15 protein-coding genes are annotated in these 22,277 nt (G+C 46.1%); 12 read left to right on the top strand and 3 right to left on the bottom strand.

Annotated elements, in window-relative coordinates; translation table 11 throughout:
* Positions 1-71: 71 nt before the first annotated feature.
* From GGR07_RS07290 to leuB, 9 genes are all read left to right on the top strand, one after another.
* Complete coding sequence (locus tag GGR07_RS07290) at positions 72-3,551, top strand: SusC/RagA family TonB-linked outer membrane protein (protein ID WP_122056351.1); 3,480 nt, start codon at positions 72-74, stop codon at positions 3,549-3,551.
* Positions 3,552-3,564: 13 nt separating this feature from the next.
* Positions 3,565-5,430, top strand: coding sequence for a RagB/SusD family nutrient uptake outer membrane protein (locus GGR07_RS07285; RefSeq protein ID WP_021647244.1), 1,866 nt, complete (start codon positions 3,565-3,567; stop codon positions 5,428-5,430).
* 51 nt (positions 5,431-5,481) lie between these two features.
* On the top strand, positions 5,482-6,900 hold the full coding sequence (locus tag GGR07_RS07280) for a DUF4623 domain-containing protein (protein ID WP_021647243.1): 1,419 nt from the start codon (positions 5,482-5,484) through the stop codon (positions 6,898-6,900).
* A gap of 139 nt (positions 6,901-7,039) precedes the next feature.
* Positions 7,040-8,479 carry a glycoside hydrolase family 10 protein gene (locus tag GGR07_RS07275; protein WP_021647242.1) on the top strand — a complete coding sequence of 480 codons (1,440 nt, stop codon included), beginning with the start codon at positions 7,040-7,042 and terminating at the stop codon, positions 8,477-8,479.
* A 434-nt stretch (positions 8,480-8,913) separates the two neighbouring features.
* A complete protein-coding gene (locus GGR07_RS07270; protein ID WP_039973046.1) occupies positions 8,914-10,410 on the top strand; it encodes a 2-isopropylmalate synthase in 1,497 nt (498 codons plus the stop codon).
* Positions 10,411-10,414: 4 nt separating this feature from the next.
* Entirely contained in the window at positions 10,415-11,809 is a 1,395-nt protein-coding gene (gene leuC, locus GGR07_RS07265) for a 3-isopropylmalate dehydratase large subunit (RefSeq protein WP_021647240.1), read from the top strand.
* A gap of 21 nt (positions 11,810-11,830) precedes the next feature.
* On the top strand, positions 11,831-12,424 hold the full coding sequence (gene leuD / locus GGR07_RS07260) for a 3-isopropylmalate dehydratase small subunit (protein ID WP_034542840.1): 594 nt from the start codon (positions 11,831-11,833) through the stop codon (positions 12,422-12,424).
* Positions 12,400-13,929: an alpha-isopropylmalate synthase regulatory domain-containing protein gene (locus tag GGR07_RS07255; RefSeq protein ID WP_021647238.1), complete on the top strand. Its 1,530-nt coding sequence runs from the start codon at positions 12,400-12,402 to the stop codon at positions 13,927-13,929. The genes leuD and GGR07_RS07255 overlap by 25 nt, the downstream gene beginning before the upstream one ends.
* 32 nt (positions 13,930-13,961) lie before the next feature.
* Entirely contained in the window at positions 13,962-15,032 is a 1,071-nt protein-coding gene (gene leuB, locus GGR07_RS07250) for a 3-isopropylmalate dehydrogenase (RefSeq protein WP_021647237.1), read from the top strand.
* A gap of 130 nt (positions 15,033-15,162) precedes the next feature.
* Here the strand turns inward: leuB and GGR07_RS07245 are convergent, their stop codons facing one another.
* Both GGR07_RS07245 and GGR07_RS07240 read right to left on the bottom strand, forming a co-directional pair.
* Positions 15,163-15,843, bottom strand: a complete 681-nt coding sequence (locus GGR07_RS07245; RefSeq protein ID WP_021647236.1) for a phosphatase PAP2 family protein — start codon at positions 15,841-15,843, stop codon at positions 15,163-15,165.
* A gap of 22 nt (positions 15,844-15,865) precedes the next feature.
* Positions 15,866-17,698 carry an LTA synthase family protein gene (locus tag GGR07_RS07240; protein ID WP_081724012.1) on the bottom strand — a complete coding sequence of 611 codons (1,833 nt, stop codon included), beginning with the start codon at positions 17,696-17,698 and terminating at the stop codon, positions 15,866-15,868.
* A 90-nt stretch (positions 17,699-17,788) separates the two neighbouring features.
* Here GGR07_RS07240 and cysK point away from each other — a divergent pair, with 90 nt between their 5' ends.
* On the top strand, positions 17,789-18,739 hold the full coding sequence (gene cysK, locus GGR07_RS07235; RefSeq protein WP_021647234.1) for a cysteine synthase A: 951 nt from the start codon (positions 17,789-17,791) through the stop codon (positions 18,737-18,739).
* Positions 18,740-18,769: 30 nt separating this feature from the next.
* Complete coding sequence (locus tag GGR07_RS07230) at positions 18,770-19,606, top strand: tetratricopeptide repeat protein (protein WP_021647233.1); 837 nt, start codon at positions 18,770-18,772, stop codon at positions 19,604-19,606.
* 235 nt (positions 19,607-19,841) lie between these two features.
* Here GGR07_RS07230 and GGR07_RS07225 read toward each other — a convergent pair whose 3' ends face one another.
* Complete coding sequence (locus GGR07_RS07225) at positions 19,842-20,684, bottom strand: outer membrane protein assembly factor BamD (protein ID WP_122056350.1); 843 nt, start codon at positions 20,682-20,684, stop codon at positions 19,842-19,844.
* Between the two features lie 120 nt (positions 20,685-20,804).
* Here GGR07_RS07225 and GGR07_RS07220 point away from each other — a divergent pair, with 120 nt between their 5' ends.
* Positions 20,805-22,241, top strand: coding sequence for a CCA tRNA nucleotidyltransferase (locus GGR07_RS07220; RefSeq protein ID WP_021647230.1), 1,437 nt, complete (start codon positions 20,805-20,807; stop codon positions 22,239-22,241).
* The last annotated feature ends 36 nt before the right edge of the window (positions 22,242-22,277 follow it).

Below are 22,277 nucleotides of genomic sequence, written 5' to 3'. Positions count from 1 at the left end.
CCATGTACCTGAACTTTTCTTTAAAACATACTGAACAGATTATTTTTTAACATTGAAATGAACCATCTTTTATGAATGAAAATCACGAAAAACGGGAATTTAGACATTGCAAATTCTTGGTGACAGCAACCATTACTGCTTTGTTTCTTATTTGTGGCAATGCGGTAGCTGTCCGGGCTGCTTCCGACAGCTCTCTTGGTGTAGCGGAGCAGATGCAGACGCAAACTGCAACAGGTTTGGTTACGGATGCTAATGGCGAGCCTATCATTGGTGCCAGTGTTATTGAAAAAGGAACGACTAATGGCACGATAACCGACTTCAACGGTAAGTTTACCTTAAATGTGAAAGCGGGAGCCGTATTACAAATCTCTTATGTAGGTTATAAGACATTAGAAATAAAAGCAACCAAGACAATGAAGATTGTTCTGAGAGAAGATACGGAATTGCTTGACGAGGTTGTAGTTGTGGGATACGGTACACAGAAAAAAGGGAGTCTGACAGGAGCGGTAGCGACTGTCGATGTGAATAAGGCGTTAGAGAGCCGCCCTATTGCAGATATCGGCCGTGGACTTCAAGGTGCGGTGGCCGGAGTAAACGTTACGGTTCCGACGGGTGAAATAGGTTCGGATCCTTTAATTAAAATTCGCGGACAGATAGGTTCTATCTCCGGAAACAATAAGCCTCTTATTCTTTTGGATAATGTAGAGATACCAAGCATTCAGATGGTGAATCCGGATGACGTTCAGTCTATCTCCATTCTGAAAGATGCTTCGTCATCTTCCATCTATGGCTCGAAAGCAGCTTTCGGAGTAGTGCTTATTACAACAAAATCGGGAGCGAGAAACGATAAGTTCGAAATCACCTATTCCAATAACTTTTCATGGCAAGATCCCGCCAGAAAAATAGATTTGGGAGGTGTTGAAGCCTTAAAATACACATTGGATGCACAGGAAAACAGAGGAGCCCCGATGCCTGCCGGTGGCTTTTGGAGAATCAGTCGTGAAAGTTTGAAGAAAGTTATTGAGTGGCAAGAGCTTTACGGTGGAAAGGTGAAGTACAATGATCCGGTATTGTACGGACGGGATTGGATATTCGACGGAACAAACAAGTACGGGTATAGAGTATACGATGGCGCCAAAGCCATGATCAATAATTGGACGCCGACGATGAAACACAATCTGTCTGTAAATGGTAAGACAGGAAATACTTACTATAATATAGGATTGGGTTATTTGGATCAAAGCGGTATGTCGAGAACGGCCAAACACGACGACTTCAAACGATATAACGCTTCTATCAACCTGACTTCCGAAATCAACAAATATCTGACCATACGCGGAAGCTCTATCTATTCGGATCGTAATAAAAGATATCCGGGAGTAGGAACTACAAGTGCCGACCCTTGGCTGTATCTGTATCGCTGGAGCCCGCTTATGCCCATCGGGGTAAAAGAAAACGGCAATCCGTTAAGAGAGGCGGCCTATGAGATGGGAGCTTCGAATACGGATAATCTGCAAAACAAGTATTATAATGTAAGTTTAGGATTTACTGTAAATATTACGAAAAACTGGGATGTGAAGTTTGACTATACATACGATAGGCAAACCACTGATAAAAACTCTTCGATTATGCAATACAATGCCGGACAGACATGGTATTCTCCTGTTCCCTGGATTGAGAACGGAAGTCAGGTGTATGTCAACGAATTGGGTGAAATTGTCGATACGGGTGGAATGCCGGCTTATCGTTTTCCGGTGCAGAAGTATTATTCCAACAATACAATCAGTGCTGTTCAAAATTATAACAGAGCTGAAGACAACAATACTTTTAATGCTTATACCACTTATCAACTTCAGCTGGGTAAAGAACATTTGCATCATTTTAAATTTATGCTTGGTATGAATAGGGTGACAAGTCAGTGGAGTTCGCATACGGGTAAAAAAACGAATTTGATAGATTTAGAGAATCCTCAGTTCCCTTTAGCATCCGGAGAGCAATTTATAGAAGGTAATAGGAATTGGGAAGCTCAATTGGGCTTTTTCGGGCGAATTAACTATGCTTTTGAGGATCGGTATTTTGTAGAGGCAAACTTACGTAGAGACGGTTCTTCCAAATTTCCTAAACATTTGCGTTGGAGATGGTTCCCTTCTTTCTCTTGGGGATGGGCCTTTACCAATGAACCGTTTATGAAATCCATGGACAGGATATTAAGTTTCGGTAAACTGAGGGCTTCGTGGGGTAGCATTGGTGATCAGACGGTTCCGAACACGCTTTATAAATCTGTTTTGTCAAGCAGCGAATCGACTTGGTTAGGCGGTTCGAATAATAAATTTCCGGTGTTTGGAACACCGTCGTTGATTGACAGCAACATTAGTTGGCAACGGATAGAGACACTTGACTTCGGAACCGATCTCAGATTCCTGAATAATCAGTTGGGAGTAACTTTCGATTGGTATCAGCGGGATACGAAAAACATGATCATTTCGGGCGAGAGTCTGCCGGTTACTTTAGGAGCCGGTGCCCCGAGGGGTAACTATGGAAGCCTGAGAACGAAAGGTTGGGAGTTGACTGTGGACTTCAACCATCGTTTTGCGAATGGCTTAGGAATAAATGCGATGGCATCTTTTTCTGATGCAACTACTAAAATAACCAGGGGAGCAGATTATCTGACTCCGTGGGAAGACCGTGAACTTAGCAATGAATATTCTACGGGAAGGCGCTTTGGAGATATTTACGGATATGTTACAGACAGATTGTTTCAAAAAGAGGATTTTGTGTATGGCCCTGATGGAAAAATTGAAAAAATACTTGTGATCTATAAAGGTACGGCACGAGTCACTCATAAACAGACCTCGCCTTATCCTGTGTATCAGGTACATTATGAGAATGGGGATAAGCTGATTTTTGCTCCCGGTGATGTGAAATTTGTAGACTTGGATGGAGATGGTTACATTACTCCCGGTTCGGGTACAAATGGAGATCCGGGTGACCAAAAGGTTATTGGTAATTCTACTCCGCGCTATGAGTATAGTTTTAGATTAGGGGCCGATTACAAAGGATTCGATTTTTCCATTTTCTGTCAAGGCATAGGTAAACGTAAAATCTGGGGTAGCGGACAGCTGGCTATTCCGGGATATGATTCCAAAGAAGGCGCTTTGCCTAAAACGTTTACAACCGATTATTGGACAGAGGAGAATACAAATGCCTTCTATCCCAGAGCATGGAATTTGGGAACAAGTAATACCGGATTCGGAATGCAACGTCAAAGTAAGTATCTATTAAATATGGCATATCTGAGAATAAAAAACATAACCTTAGGCTATTCCGTTCCTACTAATCTGTTATCTAAGATTTATCTTACCAAAGCCCGGATATATATGTCATTGGAGAACTTCTTTACCATTGATCATCTAAGGGGATTACCTATTGATCCCGAAGCTATATCCGGATATTCCATGTTTACAACAAAACAGAATTATAATCGCGAGCGGACGGGTACCGGTACACCTATGTTTAAGACTCTTTCATTCGGAGCTCAATTAACTTTCTAAAAACAGAATACTTATGAAATTGAAGATATATTTAATTTTAGCTGTTGTTGCTTTGTCATTGACAAATTGCAATGATGTACTCGACCGTCCATCATTAACGACTGCGGAAGATGATGCTTATTGGACGAATGAAGAGAAAGTTCGTCTATATGCCAATGACTTTTATTCTTACTTCTTTGTAGGATATGGAGTGAAATATAGTGAGACGGAATATGCGCCGAATGCAAACTATACGTTTAATGATGATGCGGTTATCATGTCTACGCAAAGGCAGTTCTTGCGTGCTGTACCTACTTCGAAAGGCAGTACTTCGCTTTCTTTGATGTGGGAAAGTCTGTTTACCGGACCGACTTGGAACTTTGCTTGGATAAGAAAGGCTAACATTATGATTGATCGCATTACGAATTTAATGCCAAATATATTGACAGCCGAGGAGTATAATCATTGGTTGGGTGTTGGTCGTTTTTTCAGGGGCTTGGAATACGCCCGGCTGGTGAATGTTTTTGGTGATGTTCCTTATTATGATCGGGAAATTAAAAATACTGACCTGGACGAATTGTATAAAGAACGTACTCCCAGAAATCAGGTGATGGATGCTGTTCATGATGATTTTGAATATGCATTGGAGAATGTACGGCTGAATGACGGAGCGCAATATGTCAATCGTTATGTTGTTGCTGCTCTTGTAGCCAGATGGGCCTTGTTCGAAGCGAGCTGGCAGAAATATTATTACCATGACGATGCCCGTGCCAAGAAATTCTTTCAACAGGCTGTTAAGGCGGCTCAATTTGTAATGAACAGTGGTAAGTATGACATCGTTACCGATTTTCGATCTTTGTTCGGTTCTACGGATTTGACTAATAATAAAGATTGTATATTATACCGGAAATACGATGCGACACAAGGTATAACCCATTCCATAGCATCGGGTTGTAATATGAATTCACCTACTGATGTGGGACCGAATCTTGATTTGATAAAAGCTTTTATTTGTGTTGATGGGAAAGACTGGCAAACATCTTCTTTGGGAAATACGGATGATTTCACTCTCAAGAATCTGATTAAGACAAGAGACTCCCGTTTTGAGGCTAGTTTTTATCATAATCCTACAAACATGGCTAAAAGTTGCTATCTGTATGTTACCAAGTTTATTCCTCGTGCGGCATTAGACTATATTAAGACAGGAGGTTCACCGGCACCTGAGTTTCAAGGAGAAAAAAATGTAACAGGTTATCCCGTACTTAGATACGCAGAAGTCTTATTAAACTGGATTGAAGCAAAGGCAGAGCTCGCTACATTAGGTGAGGGCGCTATTGTGCAAGGTGATATAGATAAATCTATCAATAAAATACGCAACAGACCGTTGGCTCCGGAAGCTCTTGCCCAAGGTGTCCGGAAAACAGTTCCGATGGATTTGAATGCTTTACCGGACGATCCTCGACGCGATCCTTCGGTTCCGAGTCTTCTTTGGGAAATAAGACGTGAAAGAAGAATGGAGTTTGCTTTTGAGTTTTCGCGCATCGTTGATTTGAGACGATGGAAGAAGTTGGAATATATGGATACTGATAAAAATGAAGATCTGTTGATAGGTACATGGGTTAATTTTCAAGAAGAAGTTAGTGATCAGTTGAAGCCTGAGAATAAAGGTAAGCTTAGGGTTATGGATAAAAACGGTAAGTTTATTATTTATGATGGCACTAACGGGGCTGGCATGAAGGGCTTTTTCTATCCTGCTGAGAATCTTGGCAGATTGCCGTTCCTGAATGTTCCTAATATCAATCCTTATCTGTCTCCGATTGGAACGAACCAAATTACAACTTACAAAAATAAAGGGTATACTTTGTCTCAGACGGAAGGTTGGCCAAGCACAATCGAATAATGCGAAGTATCATCGTGTAATTGAATTGATTGAAAATAAAAATAGAATATTATGTATAAATATATAAAGAAAATAGGATTTGCGACAGTAGCATTAAGTCTTTGCTTGCTTTCTTGCGACGACGACTATCCGAAAAGTGTGGTAGAACCTTATGCTACTGATCTTTTTTCAATAAAAATAGTGAATGCGGGGGCGGATGGAAATACAGTTGTAGAAGGGGTTGTTGATGAAGAAAATAAGATGGTGAATTTTCCCCGTCTGGATCCTGCAACTGATTTCTCTGCTTTGAAAGTAGAAGCCAAAGTTTCTGAGGGGGCGGAGTTGCAACAGTCGGTATTCGATTTCTCAATGGATGAGGAGACTGCTTATAAGACTTTGATTTTGCGTGTTATAAATCATAAACGCTATAAAGATTACTTTATTAAGGTGAGAAAAAGAATACCGGTATATGGGGCAGACTTTGCGAAACCTGTTGTATATAATTTCTCGGGAGACCACCGTTATCCTGATTTCACATCTTTAAGCACCAGATGTGCCTCATTTGACGGGAAGTATGTGTTGATTGTCAGCAGAAAGGCGGGTTCGGGACCACATCTCCTTGATGTCTCCGATTTGAAGAAAGGTGAAATAAAACCGATTATGCTCGATTTGACGAATGTGAGTGGAGGAACTTTCCCTTATAATACGGGAGCTGTGATTAATGGGCGTGTCTATATCTCATCTTTGTCGGGAGGACAGGCATCTCCTTTGAAAATATATTATTGGGAGACGCCGGAATCTAAACCGGAAACAATAGCCAATATAAATGTGAAAGACATACCCGGAGCGGGGAAGAGGCATGGAGATAATATCTCCATTAATATAGATAAAAACGGCAATGGCTTTATCTTCTACGGTGACAACGCTTCTACTTCTGTTTTACGATTGACTGTAACGAATCACAAAACGATTGGTGATCCGGTCGTTTTGCCTTCAAGTTCAGGTGCTACTGCCTTTATGAATGTTTACAGAGTGGAAAACACCGGCCAATATGTATGGAGCGGTGTAAGGCAGCCGGTTGCATTGACTGATGAATCTCTCGGTATAAAATATACGCTGAAAAAAGAAAATATTGCGGCAGAGGCTATTGCATCGAGAGTGTTCACATTCAATAATGAACGCTATCTGCTTGTTTGTACAGCAGGTTTGGGAGGAGCAAGCCAGGCAACTCCTGCTGTTTATGTATACAATATAACTAAAGGGAATACCGTAGAAGAGGCTTTCAAAAAGTTTGATGAAGGAGACAATCACAATCCGGATTATTCTTTTATTTTAGGAGGGTCGGGAAATGCGGCGCCCGGTGCACAAACCGGATATTATATAGAAAAGGATGAAAAGGGAAATGATGTGAAGCTCTATATTTTCGGTGCTCGTGCTGATTCCGGATTTGTAATTTGTGAATTTCCGATAAAACAAGAGGAAGAAGACTGATTCTACATCTGTTTCCTGTGTGAGAAGCAATAAATTATAAACTAAAGGGCATATCAAGAGAATAATAAAAATGCTTTATTATGAAAATGGCTAAGGCTCGTTTCTCCTTTTTGATATGCCCTGTTTTTCTATCATTGCCATGAAAAAATTAAAATATCTTATTCTGTTTGTTTTCATAGTGTTCGTAGCTTCTTGTAGCGACAGTGACAAGGAAGATAATCCGCCCGTTTCTTCCAATAAACCGGTTTTGCCCAAAAAAGAATTGAGGGGTGTTTGGATAGCGACTGTATGGGGATTGGATTGGCCTATGGATGATTACAACGCTGTAAGCCAGAAAAAAAAATATACGGATTATCTTGACTTGTTTGTACAGCATAATATCAATGCGGTCTTTTTTCAGATTCGAGGAATGGCAGATGCGTTTTACGATTCGAAATATGAGCCTTGGAGTAAATACATAACAGGTATTGCCGGGAATAAGCCCGATTATGATGTTTTGAAGTTCCTTATTGATGAAGCCCATAAGCGGGACATCCAATTTCATGCCTGGTTGAATCCGTATCGCATATCCACTCGGGCAAATGCAAGTGCGTCATTTCCAGACTTAGACCCTAAAATTCCTAAGGGGTTGACAAAGGATTATGAGAAAATTCGAATCTACAATCCGGCTTTACCTGAAGTGCAAACCAGAATAACAGACATTGTAAAGGAGATTATTACTAAATATAATGTCGATGGTATTCATTTGGATGACTATTTTTATCCCTCATTAAGTGCAGGTGAAACGATGAATGATACTGAGGAATATGAGAAGTATGGGAAAGCGCAATTTGATAATATTGACGATTTCAGAAGGAATAATGTGAATGTTGTGGTAAAAAATATTCAAAAAACAATTATTGATGTACGCCCTGATGTCATATACTCAATCAGTCCGGCAGCGAATAACAATAATAATTACAATATTTTGTTTGCTGATGTCGTGAAATGGACACAGGAAGGATGGGTAGATATGATTATTCCTCAATTATATTTTGCTACAGGTACCGGTGAAAACAACTTTAATCGAAGATTGGATTGGTGGTCGCAATTTACTTATAACAGCCATTTAGCAATAGGATATGGTATTTATAAATTTGGGGATCCTAAGGCCGGAGATAAATTTCAAACTTCTGAAGATTTGAAAAGCCAATTTGCTTTGGCTACTGCAAAAAAGAAAGTCAAAGGGAGTGTGCTATATAGTGCGAAGTATTTGACAGAAAATAAGGTAGGTATTACAGATGCGATTAAAGAGATATATAATGAAAAGGTCTTGTTGCCTTATTTAGGTAGAAGTAAAGCCGAACTTCCGGATGCTCCTGCCCATGTGAAAGTGAATGGAGACAACTTGTCGTGGAGTAGGGTAGATGGTGCTGTTCGTTATGCCATATACAAGGATAATGGGAAAGGGCAGGTCGCTACTTTGATCGCCACTACCCAAAATACCTCGTTTAAGTTGCCTGTAAAAGGTGTTTATTTTGTTACTGCCATCGGAAAAGATAATGCGGAAAGTGATTTGTCCGAACTTGTAACATTCTAATTTTCGTTTGTCGATAGGTCGAGAAGCGATGTAGTTGCATAAAACTAAGTATTTGTGTATCGCAGCTGTTAGATCGATACGAATACGAATCAAAGATTTTTCGCTATTCAACCGGCAGAGAACGTAATTTTGTTATTGAATAAAGAGATTTGCTTATAAAATGTTTGTTCGATGTGCAAAAATGTGATGTATTATTTGGGAATAAAGAATTTATCCATACCTTTGCGTTGTCTTATTCAATTAATGGCAAGCATATGAATCAAATGTTTATACATATTTTGTTGAGCGGTATTATTATTCTACTATCGAGGGTTAGTGGAAGTGGGTGCTGTGCATAAATAAATATGTATAATTAAAGGATAAACGAAAACCTTTCTCACTTCCCGGTGTGAAAGGTTTTTTTGTTTATAGGAATCTTTGAGAAAAATAATGATATGGATAATAGGTTGTTTATTTTTGATACGACGCTTCGGGATGGCGAACAAGTACCCGGATGCCAGTTGAACACAGTGGAAAAGATTCAGGTGGCAAAGGCTTTGGAGGCTTTGGGAGTGGATGTGATTGAAGCCGGCTTTCCTGTTTCAAGTCCCGGCGACTTTAATTCCGTGATAGAGATTTCGAAAGCGGTGACTTGGCCTACTGTCTGCGCTTTGACACGTGCCGTACAGAAAGACATCGACGTGGCGGTGGAGGCTCTGCGTTTTGCCAAGCGTAAACGTATCCATACCGGTATCGGAACTTCCGATTCGCATATTAAGTATAAGTTCGGTTCGAATCGGGAGGAGATCATCGAACGGGCGGTTGCTGCCGTGAAGTATGCGCGCCGTTTTGTAGATGATGTAGAGTTTTATGCCGAAGATGCCGGACGTACCGATAACGAATATCTGGCGCGCGTCATTGAAGCGGTGATTAAAGCGGGCGCTACGGTGGTAAACATTCCGGATACTACCGGATACTGCCTTCCTGCGGAATACGGGGCTAAGATAAAATACCTGGTCGATCATGTGGAAGGTATCGATAATGCCGTTATTTCAACCCACTGCCATAACGATTTGGGAATGGCTACGGCAAATACGGTAGCCGGTATATTGAACGGAGCGCGGCAGGTGGAGGTAACAATCAATGGTATCGGCGAACGTGCGGGAAATACCGCGCTCGAGGAAATAGCGATGATCATGAAGAGTCATCATGAAATAGATATCCGGACGAATATCAATACCCGCAAAATATATTCCACCAGCCGTATGGTTTCCAGTTTGATGAATATGCCTGTACAGCCCAACAAGGCGATTGTGGGGCGGAATGCTTTCGCTCACTCTTCGGGTATTCATCAAGACGGTGTGCTGAAGAACGCGCATACGTATGAGATTATCGATCCCCGTGAAGTAGGAGTCGATGATAATTCAATCGTTCTTACTGCCCGCAGCGGACGGGCGGCACTAAAAAACCGCCTTTCTGTTTTAGGAGTGCAACTCGAGCAGGAGAAACTGGATCAGGTGTACGAAGAATTTTTGAAGCTGGCGGATAAAAAGAAAGACGTCAACGATGATGATATCCTGGTATTGGCAGGAGCCGACCGGACACAGAACCATCGGATTAAGCTGGACTACCTGCAAGTGACGAGCGGAGTCGGTGTTCGTTCGGTGGCGAGCCTGGGATTGAACATTTCGGGTGAGAAGTTTGAAGCCTGTGCTACGGGCAATGGTCCGGTAGATGCTGCCATCAAGGCCTTGAAGAAGATTGTGGACCGTAACATGACGCTGAAGGAATTTACCATTCAGGCCATCAGCAAAGGAAGTGACGATATGGGGAAAGTGCACATGCAGGTAGAGTACGACAAACAGATGTATTACGGATTCGGGGCCAATACCGATATTATAGCGGCTTCCGTCGAGGCTTATATAGATTGTATCAATAAATTTAAAATATAGATTCATGAATACGTTATTTGACAAAATATGGGATGCGCACGTGGTGGCTACGGTCGAGAACGGTCCTACGCAACTTTATATCGATCGGCTGTATTGCCATGAAGTGACCAGCCCGCAGGCGTTTGCCGGGCTTCGTGCAAGGGGGCTGAAAGTGCTGCGTCCCGAAAAAGTGTTCTGTATGCCCGACCATAACACTCCGACACACGATCAGGACAAACCGATTGAAGACCGGGTTTCGAGGACTCAGGTGGATATGCTGAAGCAAAATGCCGAAGAATTCGGCTTGACTCATTACGGGATGATGCACCCGAAGAACGGAATCATTCACGTGGTGGGTCCGGAGCGTGCTTTGACTTTGCCGGGCATGACAATCGTTTGCGGAGATTCGCATACGTCCACTCACGGCGCTTTGGGAGCGATCGCTTTCGGCATCGGCACGAGTGAGGTGGAAATGGTTCTGGCTTCCCAATGTATATTGCAGTCTCGCCCGAAAACGATGCGCATCACCATAGACGGTGAATTGGGCAAAGGGGTAACGGCTAAGGATCTTGCTCTCTACATGATGGCGGAAATGTCTACAAGCGGCGCCACCGGTTATTTTGTGGAATATGCAGGTTCGGCTGTCCGGCGGTTGTCGATGGAGGGCAGGCTTACGCTTTGCAATCTCTCCATCGAGATGGGAGCGCGGGGAGGTATGGTGGCTCCCGACGAAGTGACGTTCGAATATTTGAAAGGGCGAGAGCATGCTCCGACGGGTGAAGCGTGGCGGAAGGCGCTGGCCTATTGGAAAACATTGAAGAGCGATGACGATGCTGTGTTCGATAAAGAAGTTCGTTTCCATGCCGCCGATATAGAGCCGATGATTACCTACGGCACGAACCCGGGAATGGGGATGGGAGTCACGCAACATATCCCGGTTGCGGAAAATATGGATGAAGTGACGCGGGCATCGTTTATGAGATCGCTCGACTATATGGGATTTTCTCCCGGAGAGCGTTTATTGGGCAAAAAGATCGATTATGTGTTTCTCGGTGCTTGCACCAACGGACGTATCGAAGATTTCCGGGCTTTTGCCTCTGTGGTGAAAGGAAGGAAAAAAGCCGATGGTGTGATTGCTTGGTTGGTTCCCGGTTCGTGGATGGTGGATGCGCAGATCCGTGAGGAAGGAATAGACAAGGTGCTTGCCGAGGCGGGGTTTGCGATTCGACAGCCGGGGTGTTCGGCTTGTCTGGCAATGAATGACGATAAGATTCCTGCCGGAAAGTATGCGGTTTCTACCAGTAACCGTAATTTTGAAGGGCGTCAGGGTCCGGGAAGCCGCACATTGCTGGCCAGTCCGCTGGTGGCGGCTGCGGCGGCGGTAACCGGTGTCATTACCGATCCGAGAGTGTTTATATGATTTTAAATGGCAGTTGAAGATATGAAAACGAAATTCAATATACTGACGAGCACTTGTGTGCCTCTCCCGCTTGAGAATGTGGATACGGATCAAATCATTCCCGCACGCTTTTTGAAAGCGACAACTAGAGAAGGTTTCGGAGAGAATCTGTTTCGTGATTGGCGATACCATCCGGACGGTTCTTTGAATGAAGATTTTGTTTTGAACAACCCGCTTTATGGCGGTCGGATTCTGGTTGCCGGAAAGAACTTCGGTTCGGGTTCGAGCCGTGAGCATGCAGCTTGGGCGATTGCCGATTACGGCTTCCGTGTGGTTGTTTCGAGTTTCTTTGCAGACATCCATAAAAATAACGAGCTGAATAACTTCGTTCTTCCCGTAGTGGTGACCGAAGCCTTCCTGAAAGAACTCTTCGATACCGTTTATGCCGATCCGAAAGCGGAAGTCGAAGTCGATCTTCCCCGGCAGACCATCACGAACAAAGCGACCGGCAAGAGCGAACATTTTGAAATAGATGCGTATAAAAAGCATTGTTTGATGAACGGATTGGACGATATTGATTTTTTATTGAGCAATAAAGACAAAATAGAAGCATGGGAAAAGAAAGTGTCAGAGTAGAAATCATGGACACGACACTCCGCGACGGCGAACAAACGAGCGGGGTTTCTTTCGTGCCTCATGAGAAGTTGATGATTGCCCGCCTGCTGCTGGAAGATCTTAATGTCGACCGGGTGGAAGTGGCGTCGGCACGGGTCTCAGACGGGGAGTTCGAGGCCGTGAAGATGATATGCGACTGGGCGGCCCGCCGCAACCTGCTTCACAAAGTGGAGGTTCTCGGGTTTGTCGACGGAAAAACTTCGGTCGACTGGATACAGCGAACCGGCTGCCGGGTGCTCAATCTGCTCTGCAAGGGTTCGTTGAAACATTGCAGGCAGCAGTTGAAAAAAACTCCCGAAGAGCATATTGAAGATATTCTCGATGTGATTCGTTATGCCGACGAGCAGGACATATCGGTGAACGTTTATCTGGAAGATTGGAGCAATGGCATGAAGGATTCTCCCGACTACGTGTTTCAGTTGATGGACGGCTTGCAGGGAACGAGCATAAAGCGTTACATGCTGCCCGATACGCTTGGCATACTCAATCCGTTGCAGGTGATTGAATATATGCGGAAGATGAAGAAGCGTTATCCGGAGGTGCATTTCGATTTCCATGCGCACAACGATTACGACCTGGCGGTGAGCAATGTGTTGGCTGCCGTGTTGAGCGGCGTGAAGGGCTTGCATACCACCATCAACGGGTTGGGCGAACGGGCGGGCAACGCTCCTCTCGCCAGCGTACAGGCTATTCTGAAAGATCATTTCAACGCCATCACCAATATCGACGAGAGCCGGCTGAATGATGTGAGCCGGGTGGTAGAGTCGTACTCCAGCATTGTGATTCCCGCCAACAAACCGATTGTGGGCGAGAATGTGTTTACACAGGTTGCCGGCGTGCATGCCGACGGCGATAACAAAGACAATCTGTATTGCAACGATCTTCTGCCCGAACGTTTCGGACGGAAACGCGAGTATGCACTGGGGAAAAACAGCGGCAAGGCGAATATCCGCAAAAATCTTCAGAATCTCGGCCTCGATCTGGACGAGGAATCCATGCGCAAGGTGACGGAACGCATCATCGAACTGGGCGATAAAAAAGAACTTGTCACGCAAGAGGATTTGCCGTACATCGTTTCGGATGTGCTCAAGCACGGAATGATCGGCGATAAGGTGAAATTATTGAGTTACATCGTCAATCTTGCGTATGGACTGAAGCCGATGGCGATGCTGCGCATCGAAATCAACGGGAAAGAATATGAAGAGAGTTCGAGCGGCGACGGACAGTATGACGCTTTTGTGCGGGCCTTGCGCAAAATATATAAGTCCACCCTCAAGCGGAAGTTTCCGATGCTGACAAACTATTCCGTGACTATTCCACCGGGCGGGCGGACGGACGCGTTCGTGCAGACCGTTATCACATGGAGCTACGAAGATCGGGTGTTCCGTACGCGCGGACTGGATGCCGACCAGACGGAAGCGGCTATTAAAGCGACAATCAAAATGCTGAATCTTATTGAAGAATAAAAACAGAGAAACATAAAAACAGAAAAAAGAATATGGAGTTTAAAATAGCTGTATTGGCAGGCGACGGCATCGGGCCGGAAATTTCCGTGCAGGGAGTGAAGGTGATGAGTGCCGTGTGTGAGAGGTTTGGTCACCGGGTGAGTTACGAATATGCGGTTTGCGGGGCGGATGCCATCGATAAAACCGGCGATCCGTTTCCGGAAGAGACATTTCGTGTTTGTCGGCAGGCAGATGCCGTACTGTTCTCTGCGGTAGGCGATCCGAAGTACGACAATGACCCTGCGGCGAAGGTGCGTCCCGAACAGGGATTGCTGGCGATGCGCAAGAAACTCGGACTGTTTGCGAACATCCGTCCGGTACAAACCTTCAAATGTCTGTTGCACAAATCTCCTTTGCGTGCCGAGTTGATAGAAAACGCCGACTTCGTTTGTATTCGCGAACTGACGGGAGGCATGTATTTCGGCGAGAAATATCAGGACAATGACAAGGCGTATGACACCAATTATTATACCCGTCCGGAAATCGAACGTATTCTGAAAGTCGGTTTCGAGTATGCCATGAAACGCAGAAAGCATCTGACGGTAGTAGACAAGGCTAATGTCTTGGCCTCCTCCCGGTTGTGGCGTCAGATTGCGCAGGAGATGGCGCCGTGTTATCCGGAAGTGCTGACCGATTATATGTATGTGGACAATGCGGCCATGCGTATGATTCAGGAGCCTTCTTTCTTTGATGTGATGGTGACGGAGAATACTTTCGGCGATATTCTGACGGATGAAGGTTCGGTCATCAGCGGCTCGATGGGATTGCTTCCTTCTGCTTCCATCGGCCAAGGCACACCGGTTTTTGAACCAGTGCATGGTTCGTGGCCGCAAGCCAAAGGCAGGAACATCGCGAATCCGTTGGCTCAGATTTTATCGGTGGCGATGCTCTTCGAACATTTCGACTGTAAGGAAGAAGGCGCCCTCATCCGGAGAGCGGTGGACTCATCGCTGGAAGCGAAAGTCCGTACGCCTGAGATACAAGTCGCAGGAGAAGCCGGATACGGAACCGATGAAGTGGGGCAGTGGATTGTCAGGTTTATTGAAAGCCGGAAGCGTGGTTGATAATAACCTGCTGCCGGCAGAGATTGTATTTTGACGTGCTTTTATCGGCAGTCGGGTAGCGGTTGGGTTTCTCCCGCCCTTTTTCTTGTATTTCGCATAACTGTTGAAACGATGCCGCCGCATGTGTTTTCTACCACATCGCTATTGTGCTGTAGGTCACAATGCCGCTGAGAATAATCAGTCCGACATATATAATAAGGTTCGTTTGCCGGGGGGCCCTTTGCGGTAATTCCGGCATTCGTTTATTGATAACTATCCTACGGGCAATGGTGTAAAACAGTCCTGCTCCCAATATGCCGATCAGCGCGCCTGCCAGCAAATCGCCGGGATAGTGCAATCCTAAATACAAACGTGTGTACGAATTGGTGAAAGCCCAAAGCAGGATAAATATGCTTAACCATTTCCGGCGGAACAGGCAAATCAGGAAAAATGCCAGTCCGAAAGAGTTGGAGGCGTGGCACGATGGAAATCCGAATCCTCCTCCACGTTTTCCGTCGACTATATGTACCAATTCGGCGATCGGACTGCCTTCTCCCGATGGACGCAAGCGTTCCGCCAACGGGCGGATCACACCGTTGCACATCTGATCGGCAAACCCGATGGTAAGCGCAATGGCGGCTATGTAGCAGAGGGCTGTCTTCCAATGAAAGTTCCTGAACAACACATATAATATGGTGGCGTACATCGGAATCCATATCAGTTTTCCGGTGAAGGCACTCATGAATTGGTCCCAAAAAGAATTGTGAAATCCGTTGAGAAACAGAAAAACTGCGGTATCGGTCTCAGATAGGTTTTGAATTAATTCATTCATGTGATAATTGTATACGGGTTGTCTATCGTTTGGCGAGGTCGTCGTAAAGTTTTTGCAGAAAAGCTTTTCCTTTCTCCAGATTAGCCCCTTTCGCGCTTCCCTTATCTATTTGTACGGAATTTGACTCGCAGTTGAAAACCAGCTGATTCTCCTCTGTCACCATGCCGAAGAGTGAAGGCTCGGTGAAGTATCCGAAGTGCGGAGCATTGGGGTTCAGTATGTTTTTGCTGAAAACAAATTCGTCGTGCAGCAATCCTAACTGAGCAAGCAAGGTAGCGGCAATATCTATCTGAGAGGCGTATGTGTCGATTCGCTGCGCTTCTTTTACCGCGCCTCCGATAAAAATAAGGGGAATCCTGTGCCGTTCCAGCGGATCGTCCAGCGGACGGGGATATGCTCCCCAGTGGTCGGGAACAAGTACGATCAACGTATTTTCCCATAAAGGTGTCTTTTTAAATTCTTTGACGAAGCTGCCTACACAACTGTCTGCATAGGCAAAAGCGTTGAGCGTTTTGTTTTCCAGCCGGTGAAACGGAACTTCGAAGGGTTCGTGGCTGCTGGATGTCTGGATAAACTTCAGAAACGGCTCTTTCTGTTGCTTCTCTTTCAGATCCTTCAGAAATCGCCGGAACAGAGTATGGTCGTGAACGCCCCACTTGCCGGTGCGTTCGGACACAGGGAAATCCTTGTCGCAAACAATCTTCCCGATGCCTGCCGAAATCAGGTAGGAGCGCATGTTGGTAAAGTCCGCGTCTCCCCCGTAATAATACTCCGGATGGTAGCCCGCTTGCTTCAGACTGCGGGGAATCGAAGGGAGTTTCTCCGTTTTCTCCGGATATTTCATAATACTTGTGCCGGGCTGTGCGGGGTAGCCGCTGATGACGGAAACTAAACCGCGGTCGGTACGGAAACTGTTGGCATAGAAATTGGTAAAGAGCACCCCCTCCCGTCCGAAACGATCCATATTCACGGCTACATTGGGCGCTCCGCCGAAGGTTTCCATGATATGAGTGGAGAAACTTTCGAGAATGATAAATATTATATTCGGTCGGTCGACGGTAAATAATTGCGGAATGCTGTCCGTCGGAGCGTTCTTTTCTACGAGTCCGGCAAATAAGCGGTCGGCTTCTCCGGCTTCCATAAAACGGTACTGCTTGTCGAAGTTGCTTTGATGGGTGACGGAATACATGAAGCTGAAGGCGGGATTGATGGCAGCATGGTTGAGGCGTTGTTCGCGGCTGAAGTAAACTTTGCTCAGATTCATGGTGGATACGCCGAACCCTCCACGGATAGGAATAAAGAGCAACCCGGTGAGCAATAAAAGTGTAAGCGATACTTTCGGACGGTGAAAAGGAGTTCTCAAATTCTTCTGCTCACGAATGAGGGTGATATGGAAAATCCCGTAAAGGACTGCCGTATAAATTGTTATCGAGAGAATGCCCAATAAGATAAACCGGATGCTGACACTTGCCATGGCGTCTTTGGGAGAAGAGAGAAAGTAGAAAAGAGGGGTAGCGTCGAGACGGAAATCCCAGAAACCGTAAAGTCCTAAATCCACAACAAAGATGCAGCCCATGGTGAATGCCGCCAAACCGAAATAAATCCGGCGTATGCGGTGAAGTACCTCCGAATCGGTCCAGGCCGACACGGCCAATAAAATTCCGGGAATCAGCGTCAGGTATCCTGCCACCGATAAGTCAAGAGGTAGCCCATGCCATATGACAGAGAGATAATCGGTTAAAGAATATTCGGAGTAAAGTTCATGGTAATAAACCATGAATACAGGTTTTTGAAGAATAAACAGAAAAACAAATAAAAGATAAGTTATGAGAAATTGAAAGATTCTCTTTTTCATACGCTGTAAGCTTAAAAAGATTGAACGCCTGCAAAGGTACAACATCTTTTCTGTATCTTTGCGGATGAACCTGATAAAACGAGGTGAAAGATGGTGAAAATTGCAAAGAATTTGACCGAACTGATCGGCAATACTCCTTTGATGGAACTTTCCGGATATAGCCGGAATCACGGTTTGAAACAATGTATCGTGGCTAAGTTGGAGGCGTTCAATCCGGCAGGGAGCGTGAAAGACCGCGTAGGGCTCTCGATGATTGAAGATGCCGAAGCACGCGGCGTGTTGAGGCCGGGCGCTACCATCATTGAACCGACCAGCGGAAACACCGGAGTGGGGCTGGCGATGGCGGCAGCCGTCAAGCGATATCGGCTTATTCTCACGATGCCCGAGACGATGAGCCTGGAACGAAGGAACCTGCTGAAAGCATTGGGAGCACAAATCGTACTGACCGACGGAGTGGGAGGGATGGCGGCTTCTATAACTGAAGCGCAGGAGCTTCGCCGGCGTATTCCGGGTTCGGTAATCTTGCAACAGTTTGAGAATCCGTCCAACGCGGCTGTCCACGAGCGTACTACGGGCGAGGAAATCTGGCGTGATACCGATGGAAAGATAGATGCTTTTGTTGCCGGGGTCGGTACGGGAGGAACCGTTTGCGGTGTGGCGCGAGCGTTGAAGAAACACAATCCGGATATTTATATCGTTGCGGTGGAACCGGAATCTTCGCCCGTGTTGAGAGGGGGAAAAGCGGCGCCTCATCGCATTCAGGGAATCGGCGCCAATTTTGTGCCGGGCATTTACGACGCTTCTGTGGTAGACGAGGTGATGGGCGTTCCCGACGAGGAAGCCATTCGTGCCGGACGCGAACTGGCTGCGGCAGAAGGTCTGCTGGCAGGCATCTCATCGGGAGCTGCCGTGTATGCGGCATGCCGGCTGGCGCAACGTCCGAAATTTGCCGGAAAAATGATTGTCGCCTTGTTGCCCGATACGGGCGAACGGTATTTATCGACCGAACTGTTTGCTTTCGACGCCTATCCGCTGGATTGAGAATACACTTTTAATTTGATAAACGAAAATATGTGGCGAAAATATAAACTTATTTCTTTTGCCGTTCCGTTTTTTCTGTGCCTCCCTTTCACGCTGGCGGCGCAAACTTATGACGAACTTTCCGGGCAGGCGGTTGCATGTATCGGCAAAGATAGCCTGCATCGGGCCGAAGCATTGCTTCTTGAAGCCTTGAAACTGGAGCCGATGAATTCGAAAAACGCCTTGCTCTTTTCGAATCTGGGCTGGGTGCAACGCCGTCTGGGCAAGCCCGATAAAGCGTTGGAGTCTTATTCGTTCGCGCTGAACTTCGCCTCTTCGGCGGTTCCTGTTCTGCTCGATCGCGCTGCCATCTATATGGAAAGGGGAGAAAACGACCGTGCTTATACCGACTACTGCCAGGTACTCGACAACGACAGCCGGAATAAAGAAGCTTTGCTGATGCGGGCGTATATTTACATGCGTCGTCGCGATTACGCCACTGCCCGGATAGACTACAACCGATTGCTGGAAATAGAACCGCTAAGTTATAGCGGACGGTTGGGACTGGCTACTTTGGAACAGAACGAGGGGAGGTTTCGCGAATCGATCGGGATTCTGAATAAAATGATTGCGGAGAAGCCCGGTGATGCCACATTGTATGTGGCGCGCGCCGGTGTGGAATATGACATGGGACATGAAGAGCTGGCATTGGTCGATCTCGACGAGGCCATTCGTCTGGATGATTCGCTTGTAGACGCTTACCTGTTGAGGGGAAGCATTTATCTGGCCCGCAAAAAGAAAGCGGCGGCCAAAGCGGATTTCGAGAGGAGCATTGCGTTAGGAGTACCTCCTTCCGATTTGTACGAACAGCTTCGGCAGTGCAGGTGAAAAGGTTTTCATGACCCTGCCTCCGATTATTGCAGAAGTTCGCTGCGGGCTTTCAAAATACTGCGGGCCGGGTTGTCGCCGAGCACTTCGAATGTCTGGTCTTGTCGGGCTTTCAATATATTGCGGGCTGAGGGAAGAGCCGATTTACGGTACGAAAATGCCGGTTCTGCATATACATTCGCGCTCGCCTAAACGCCATTTACTGTTCAGGCAAGCATATTTTTTTAGACAGCCGCTATTTGCCGGCCTTTTCTTCAGAATCTTTTTTGTACTCCTTCTTCTTTCGGATAAAGTCAATTTTGAGTTGGGCTTTTTCTTTTTCCGAATGGATACTATCTATCTCCGAAAGTATTTTTGCCAGTTCGTATAGCTCGGCAGCCGCGGTGCGGTCGGCCGGGTGCATCGTTGTGGCATACTTCCGTTCGCCGATGTATTCTATGCGGATGTTCTTGTCTTTATTGAGGGCCAGAAACTCGATGACTCCTCCGTCTTCTCCCAGTTTATAGTCCGCTTTCTCTATTTTCTCACCTATATCCGTCGTTTCATAGCTGTCTTTCGAAGTGGGAGTTTGTGCAAAGCTCCCGTCGGGAACGGTTACTTTCACTCCCGTATGATGGATGCTGCCGCTCCCGCAATAGATGGAAGTCATGCTCATGACTCCTTTTTCGCTGACCTGAAACCGGAGGAAAGAGCGGTGCAGGTTCTTTTCCACCGTTTGGGTAGGCCAAAAATAGTTTCCTGCGGTCTGATATTCGTCGTCCTTTTCCAGCTTGTACTTCCCTTTGATGGCTTCGAACGCTTGTTGCCTTAGTCCGAGCGCGCTGTCCAGAACGGCTATCCTCCGCTGCTGTGCCCGCTCTTCCACTTCCATGAGCAATGCCTGACCGGCTTTACGCGCTTCGAAGGCTTTCGGATATAAGATTTTGATGCTGTCTATTTCCCGTTTGGCTTCGTCGTAGTTGCCCCATTCATAGGCGGAGCGGGCTGCGGAGAGTCTCTCGTTCGCCTTTTTCTCGATTCCGCTTCCGCATGCTGTAAGTACTGACAGGCAGACGGAGAAAATTATCGTTTTTTTCATTATCTTATCGTTTTAGTGCGCTGTTTGCAGCGAGTTAACATTTAATGTAAAGGCAAAAGTACGAATTATCCTCATATTTTTGTAATTTTGCAGGCTTAAAACGTTGGTAATAGTATTAGAATGATAGAATTGACTCAAGAGGAACTGAAGCAACATTTCAGCGAACCTATTTTCGGGAAAATAGCCGAAACGGCGGATGCTCTCGCATTGGAGTGCTACGTGGTGGGCGGTTATGTACGCGATATCTTTTTGCAACGTCCCTCTAAAGATATAGATATAGTGGTAGTCGGCAGCGGAATTGCCATGGCGGAAGCGTTGGGCAAAAAGCTGGGGAAGGGGGCGCACGTCTCTGTTTTCAAAAACTTTGGCACGGCGCAGGTGAAGTATAAAGGGATGGAAGTTGAATTTGTCGGCGCCCGTAAAGAATCCTACCGGCACGACTCCCGCAAACCGATTGTGGAAGACGGTACGCTCGAAGACGATCAGAATCGGCGCGACTTTACCATCAACGCATTGGCGGTTTGCCTCAATCAATCTCGCTTCGGAGAACTGGTAGACCCGTTCGGAGGGTTGGACGATTTGAAAGAAAAGACCATCCGTACGCCGCTCGACCCGGATATCACGTTTAGCGACGATCCGTTGCGGATGATGCGTTGTATTCGTTTTGCCACTCAGCTGGGTTTTTACATCGACGATGATACGTTCGAATCGCTTTGCCGAAACAAGGACCGGATCGAAATCATTTCGCGCGAACGCATTGCGGACGAATTGAACAAAATCATCCTTTCGCCTGTACCCTCCAAGGGCTTCATCGATTTGGAACGTAGCGGACTGCTTCCGCTTATCTTCCCCGAATTCGCGGCTCTTCAGGGAGTGGAAACCAGAAACGGGCGTTCTCATAAGGATAACTTCTATCATACGCTTCAGGTGCTCGACAATATCAGCAAGATGACCGATAACCTCTGGTTGCGCTGGTCGGCTTTGCTCCACGACATTGCCAAGCCGGTGACGAAACGCTGGGAACCTAAAGCCGGATGGACTTTCCGTAACCACAACTTTGTGGGTGAGAAGATGGTTCCCGTCATTTTTCGTAAGATGAAGCTGCCCATGAACGAGAAAATGAAGTATGTGCAGAAGATGGTGGGACTGCACATGCGCCCCATCGTAATAGCGGATGACGTGGTGACCGATTCGGCTGTGCGCCGGTTGCTTTTTGAGGCCGGAGACGATATCGACGACCTGATGACTCTTTGCGAAGCGGATATCACTTCGAAGAACCTGGAGCGCAAGCAGCGCTTTCTGAACAATTTTCAACTGGTGCGGCAGAAGCTGAAAGACTTGGAAGAGAAAGACCGCATCCGTAACTTCCAGCCTCCGGTGAGCGGAGAGGAAATCATGGAAACCTTCGGTTTGCAGCCTTGCCGCGAAGTAGGCTCTTTGAAAGCTGCCATAAAAGACGCCATACTCGACGGCGTGATTCCCAATGAATACGAAGCCGCTCATGCTTTTATGATGCAAAAGGCAAAGAAAATGGGATTGAAAGCGGTTAAGGAGTAGCGAGCCTGTTCGGCTTTTCACAAGACATTGCCGGCT

This window comes from Bacteroides pyogenes, from assembly GCF_014196225.1.
GTDB lineage: Bacteria > Bacteroidota > Bacteroidia > Bacteroidales > Bacteroidaceae > Bacteroides > Bacteroides pyogenes_A.
Note: the sequence above shows the minus strand (reverse complement) of the source record. Positions and strands in the feature narration are given on the sequence as shown.

Coding starts and splice junctions, on each gene's coding strand:
- GGR07_RS07245 (WP_021647236.1), bottom strand. CDS start 15,843: ATGAATGAATTAATTCAAAACCTATCTGAGACCGATACCGCAGTTTTT.
- leuD (WP_034542840.1), top strand. CDS start 11,831: ATGAAAACGAAATTCAATATACTGACGAGCACTTGTGTGCCTCTCCCG.
- cysK (WP_021647234.1), top strand. CDS start 17,789: ATGGTGAAAATTGCAAAGAATTTGACCGAACTGATCGGCAATACTCCT.
- GGR07_RS07230 (WP_021647233.1), top strand. CDS start 18,770: ATGTGGCGAAAATATAAACTTATTTCTTTTGCCGTTCCGTTTTTTCTG.
- GGR07_RS07225 (WP_122056350.1), bottom strand. CDS start 20,684: ATGAAAAAAACGATAATTTTCTCCGTCTGCCTGTCAGTACTTACAGCA.
- GGR07_RS07270 (WP_039973046.1), top strand. CDS start 8,914: ATGGATAATAGGTTGTTTATTTTTGATACGACGCTTCGGGATGGCGAA.
- GGR07_RS07280 (WP_021647243.1), top strand. CDS start 5,482: ATGTATAAATATATAAAGAAAATAGGATTTGCGACAGTAGCATTAAGT.
- GGR07_RS07220 (WP_021647230.1), top strand. CDS start 20,805: ATGATAGAATTGACTCAAGAGGAACTGAAGCAACATTTCAGCGAACCT.
- GGR07_RS07290 (WP_122056351.1), top strand. CDS start 72: ATGAATGAAAATCACGAAAAACGGGAATTTAGACATTGCAAATTCTTG.
- GGR07_RS07275 (WP_021647242.1), top strand. CDS start 7,040: ATGAAAAAATTAAAATATCTTATTCTGTTTGTTTTCATAGTGTTCGTA.
- GGR07_RS07285 (WP_021647244.1), top strand. CDS start 3,565: ATGAAATTGAAGATATATTTAATTTTAGCTGTTGTTGCTTTGTCATTG.
- GGR07_RS07240 (WP_081724012.1), bottom strand. CDS start 17,698: ATGAAAAAGAGAATCTTTCAATTTCTCATAACTTATCTTTTATTTGTT.
- leuB (WP_021647237.1), top strand. CDS start 13,962: ATGGAGTTTAAAATAGCTGTATTGGCAGGCGACGGCATCGGGCCGGAA.
- leuC (WP_021647240.1), top strand. CDS start 10,415: ATGAATACGTTATTTGACAAAATATGGGATGCGCACGTGGTGGCTACG.
- GGR07_RS07255 (WP_021647238.1), top strand. CDS start 12,400: ATGGGAAAAGAAAGTGTCAGAGTAGAAATCATGGACACGACACTCCGC.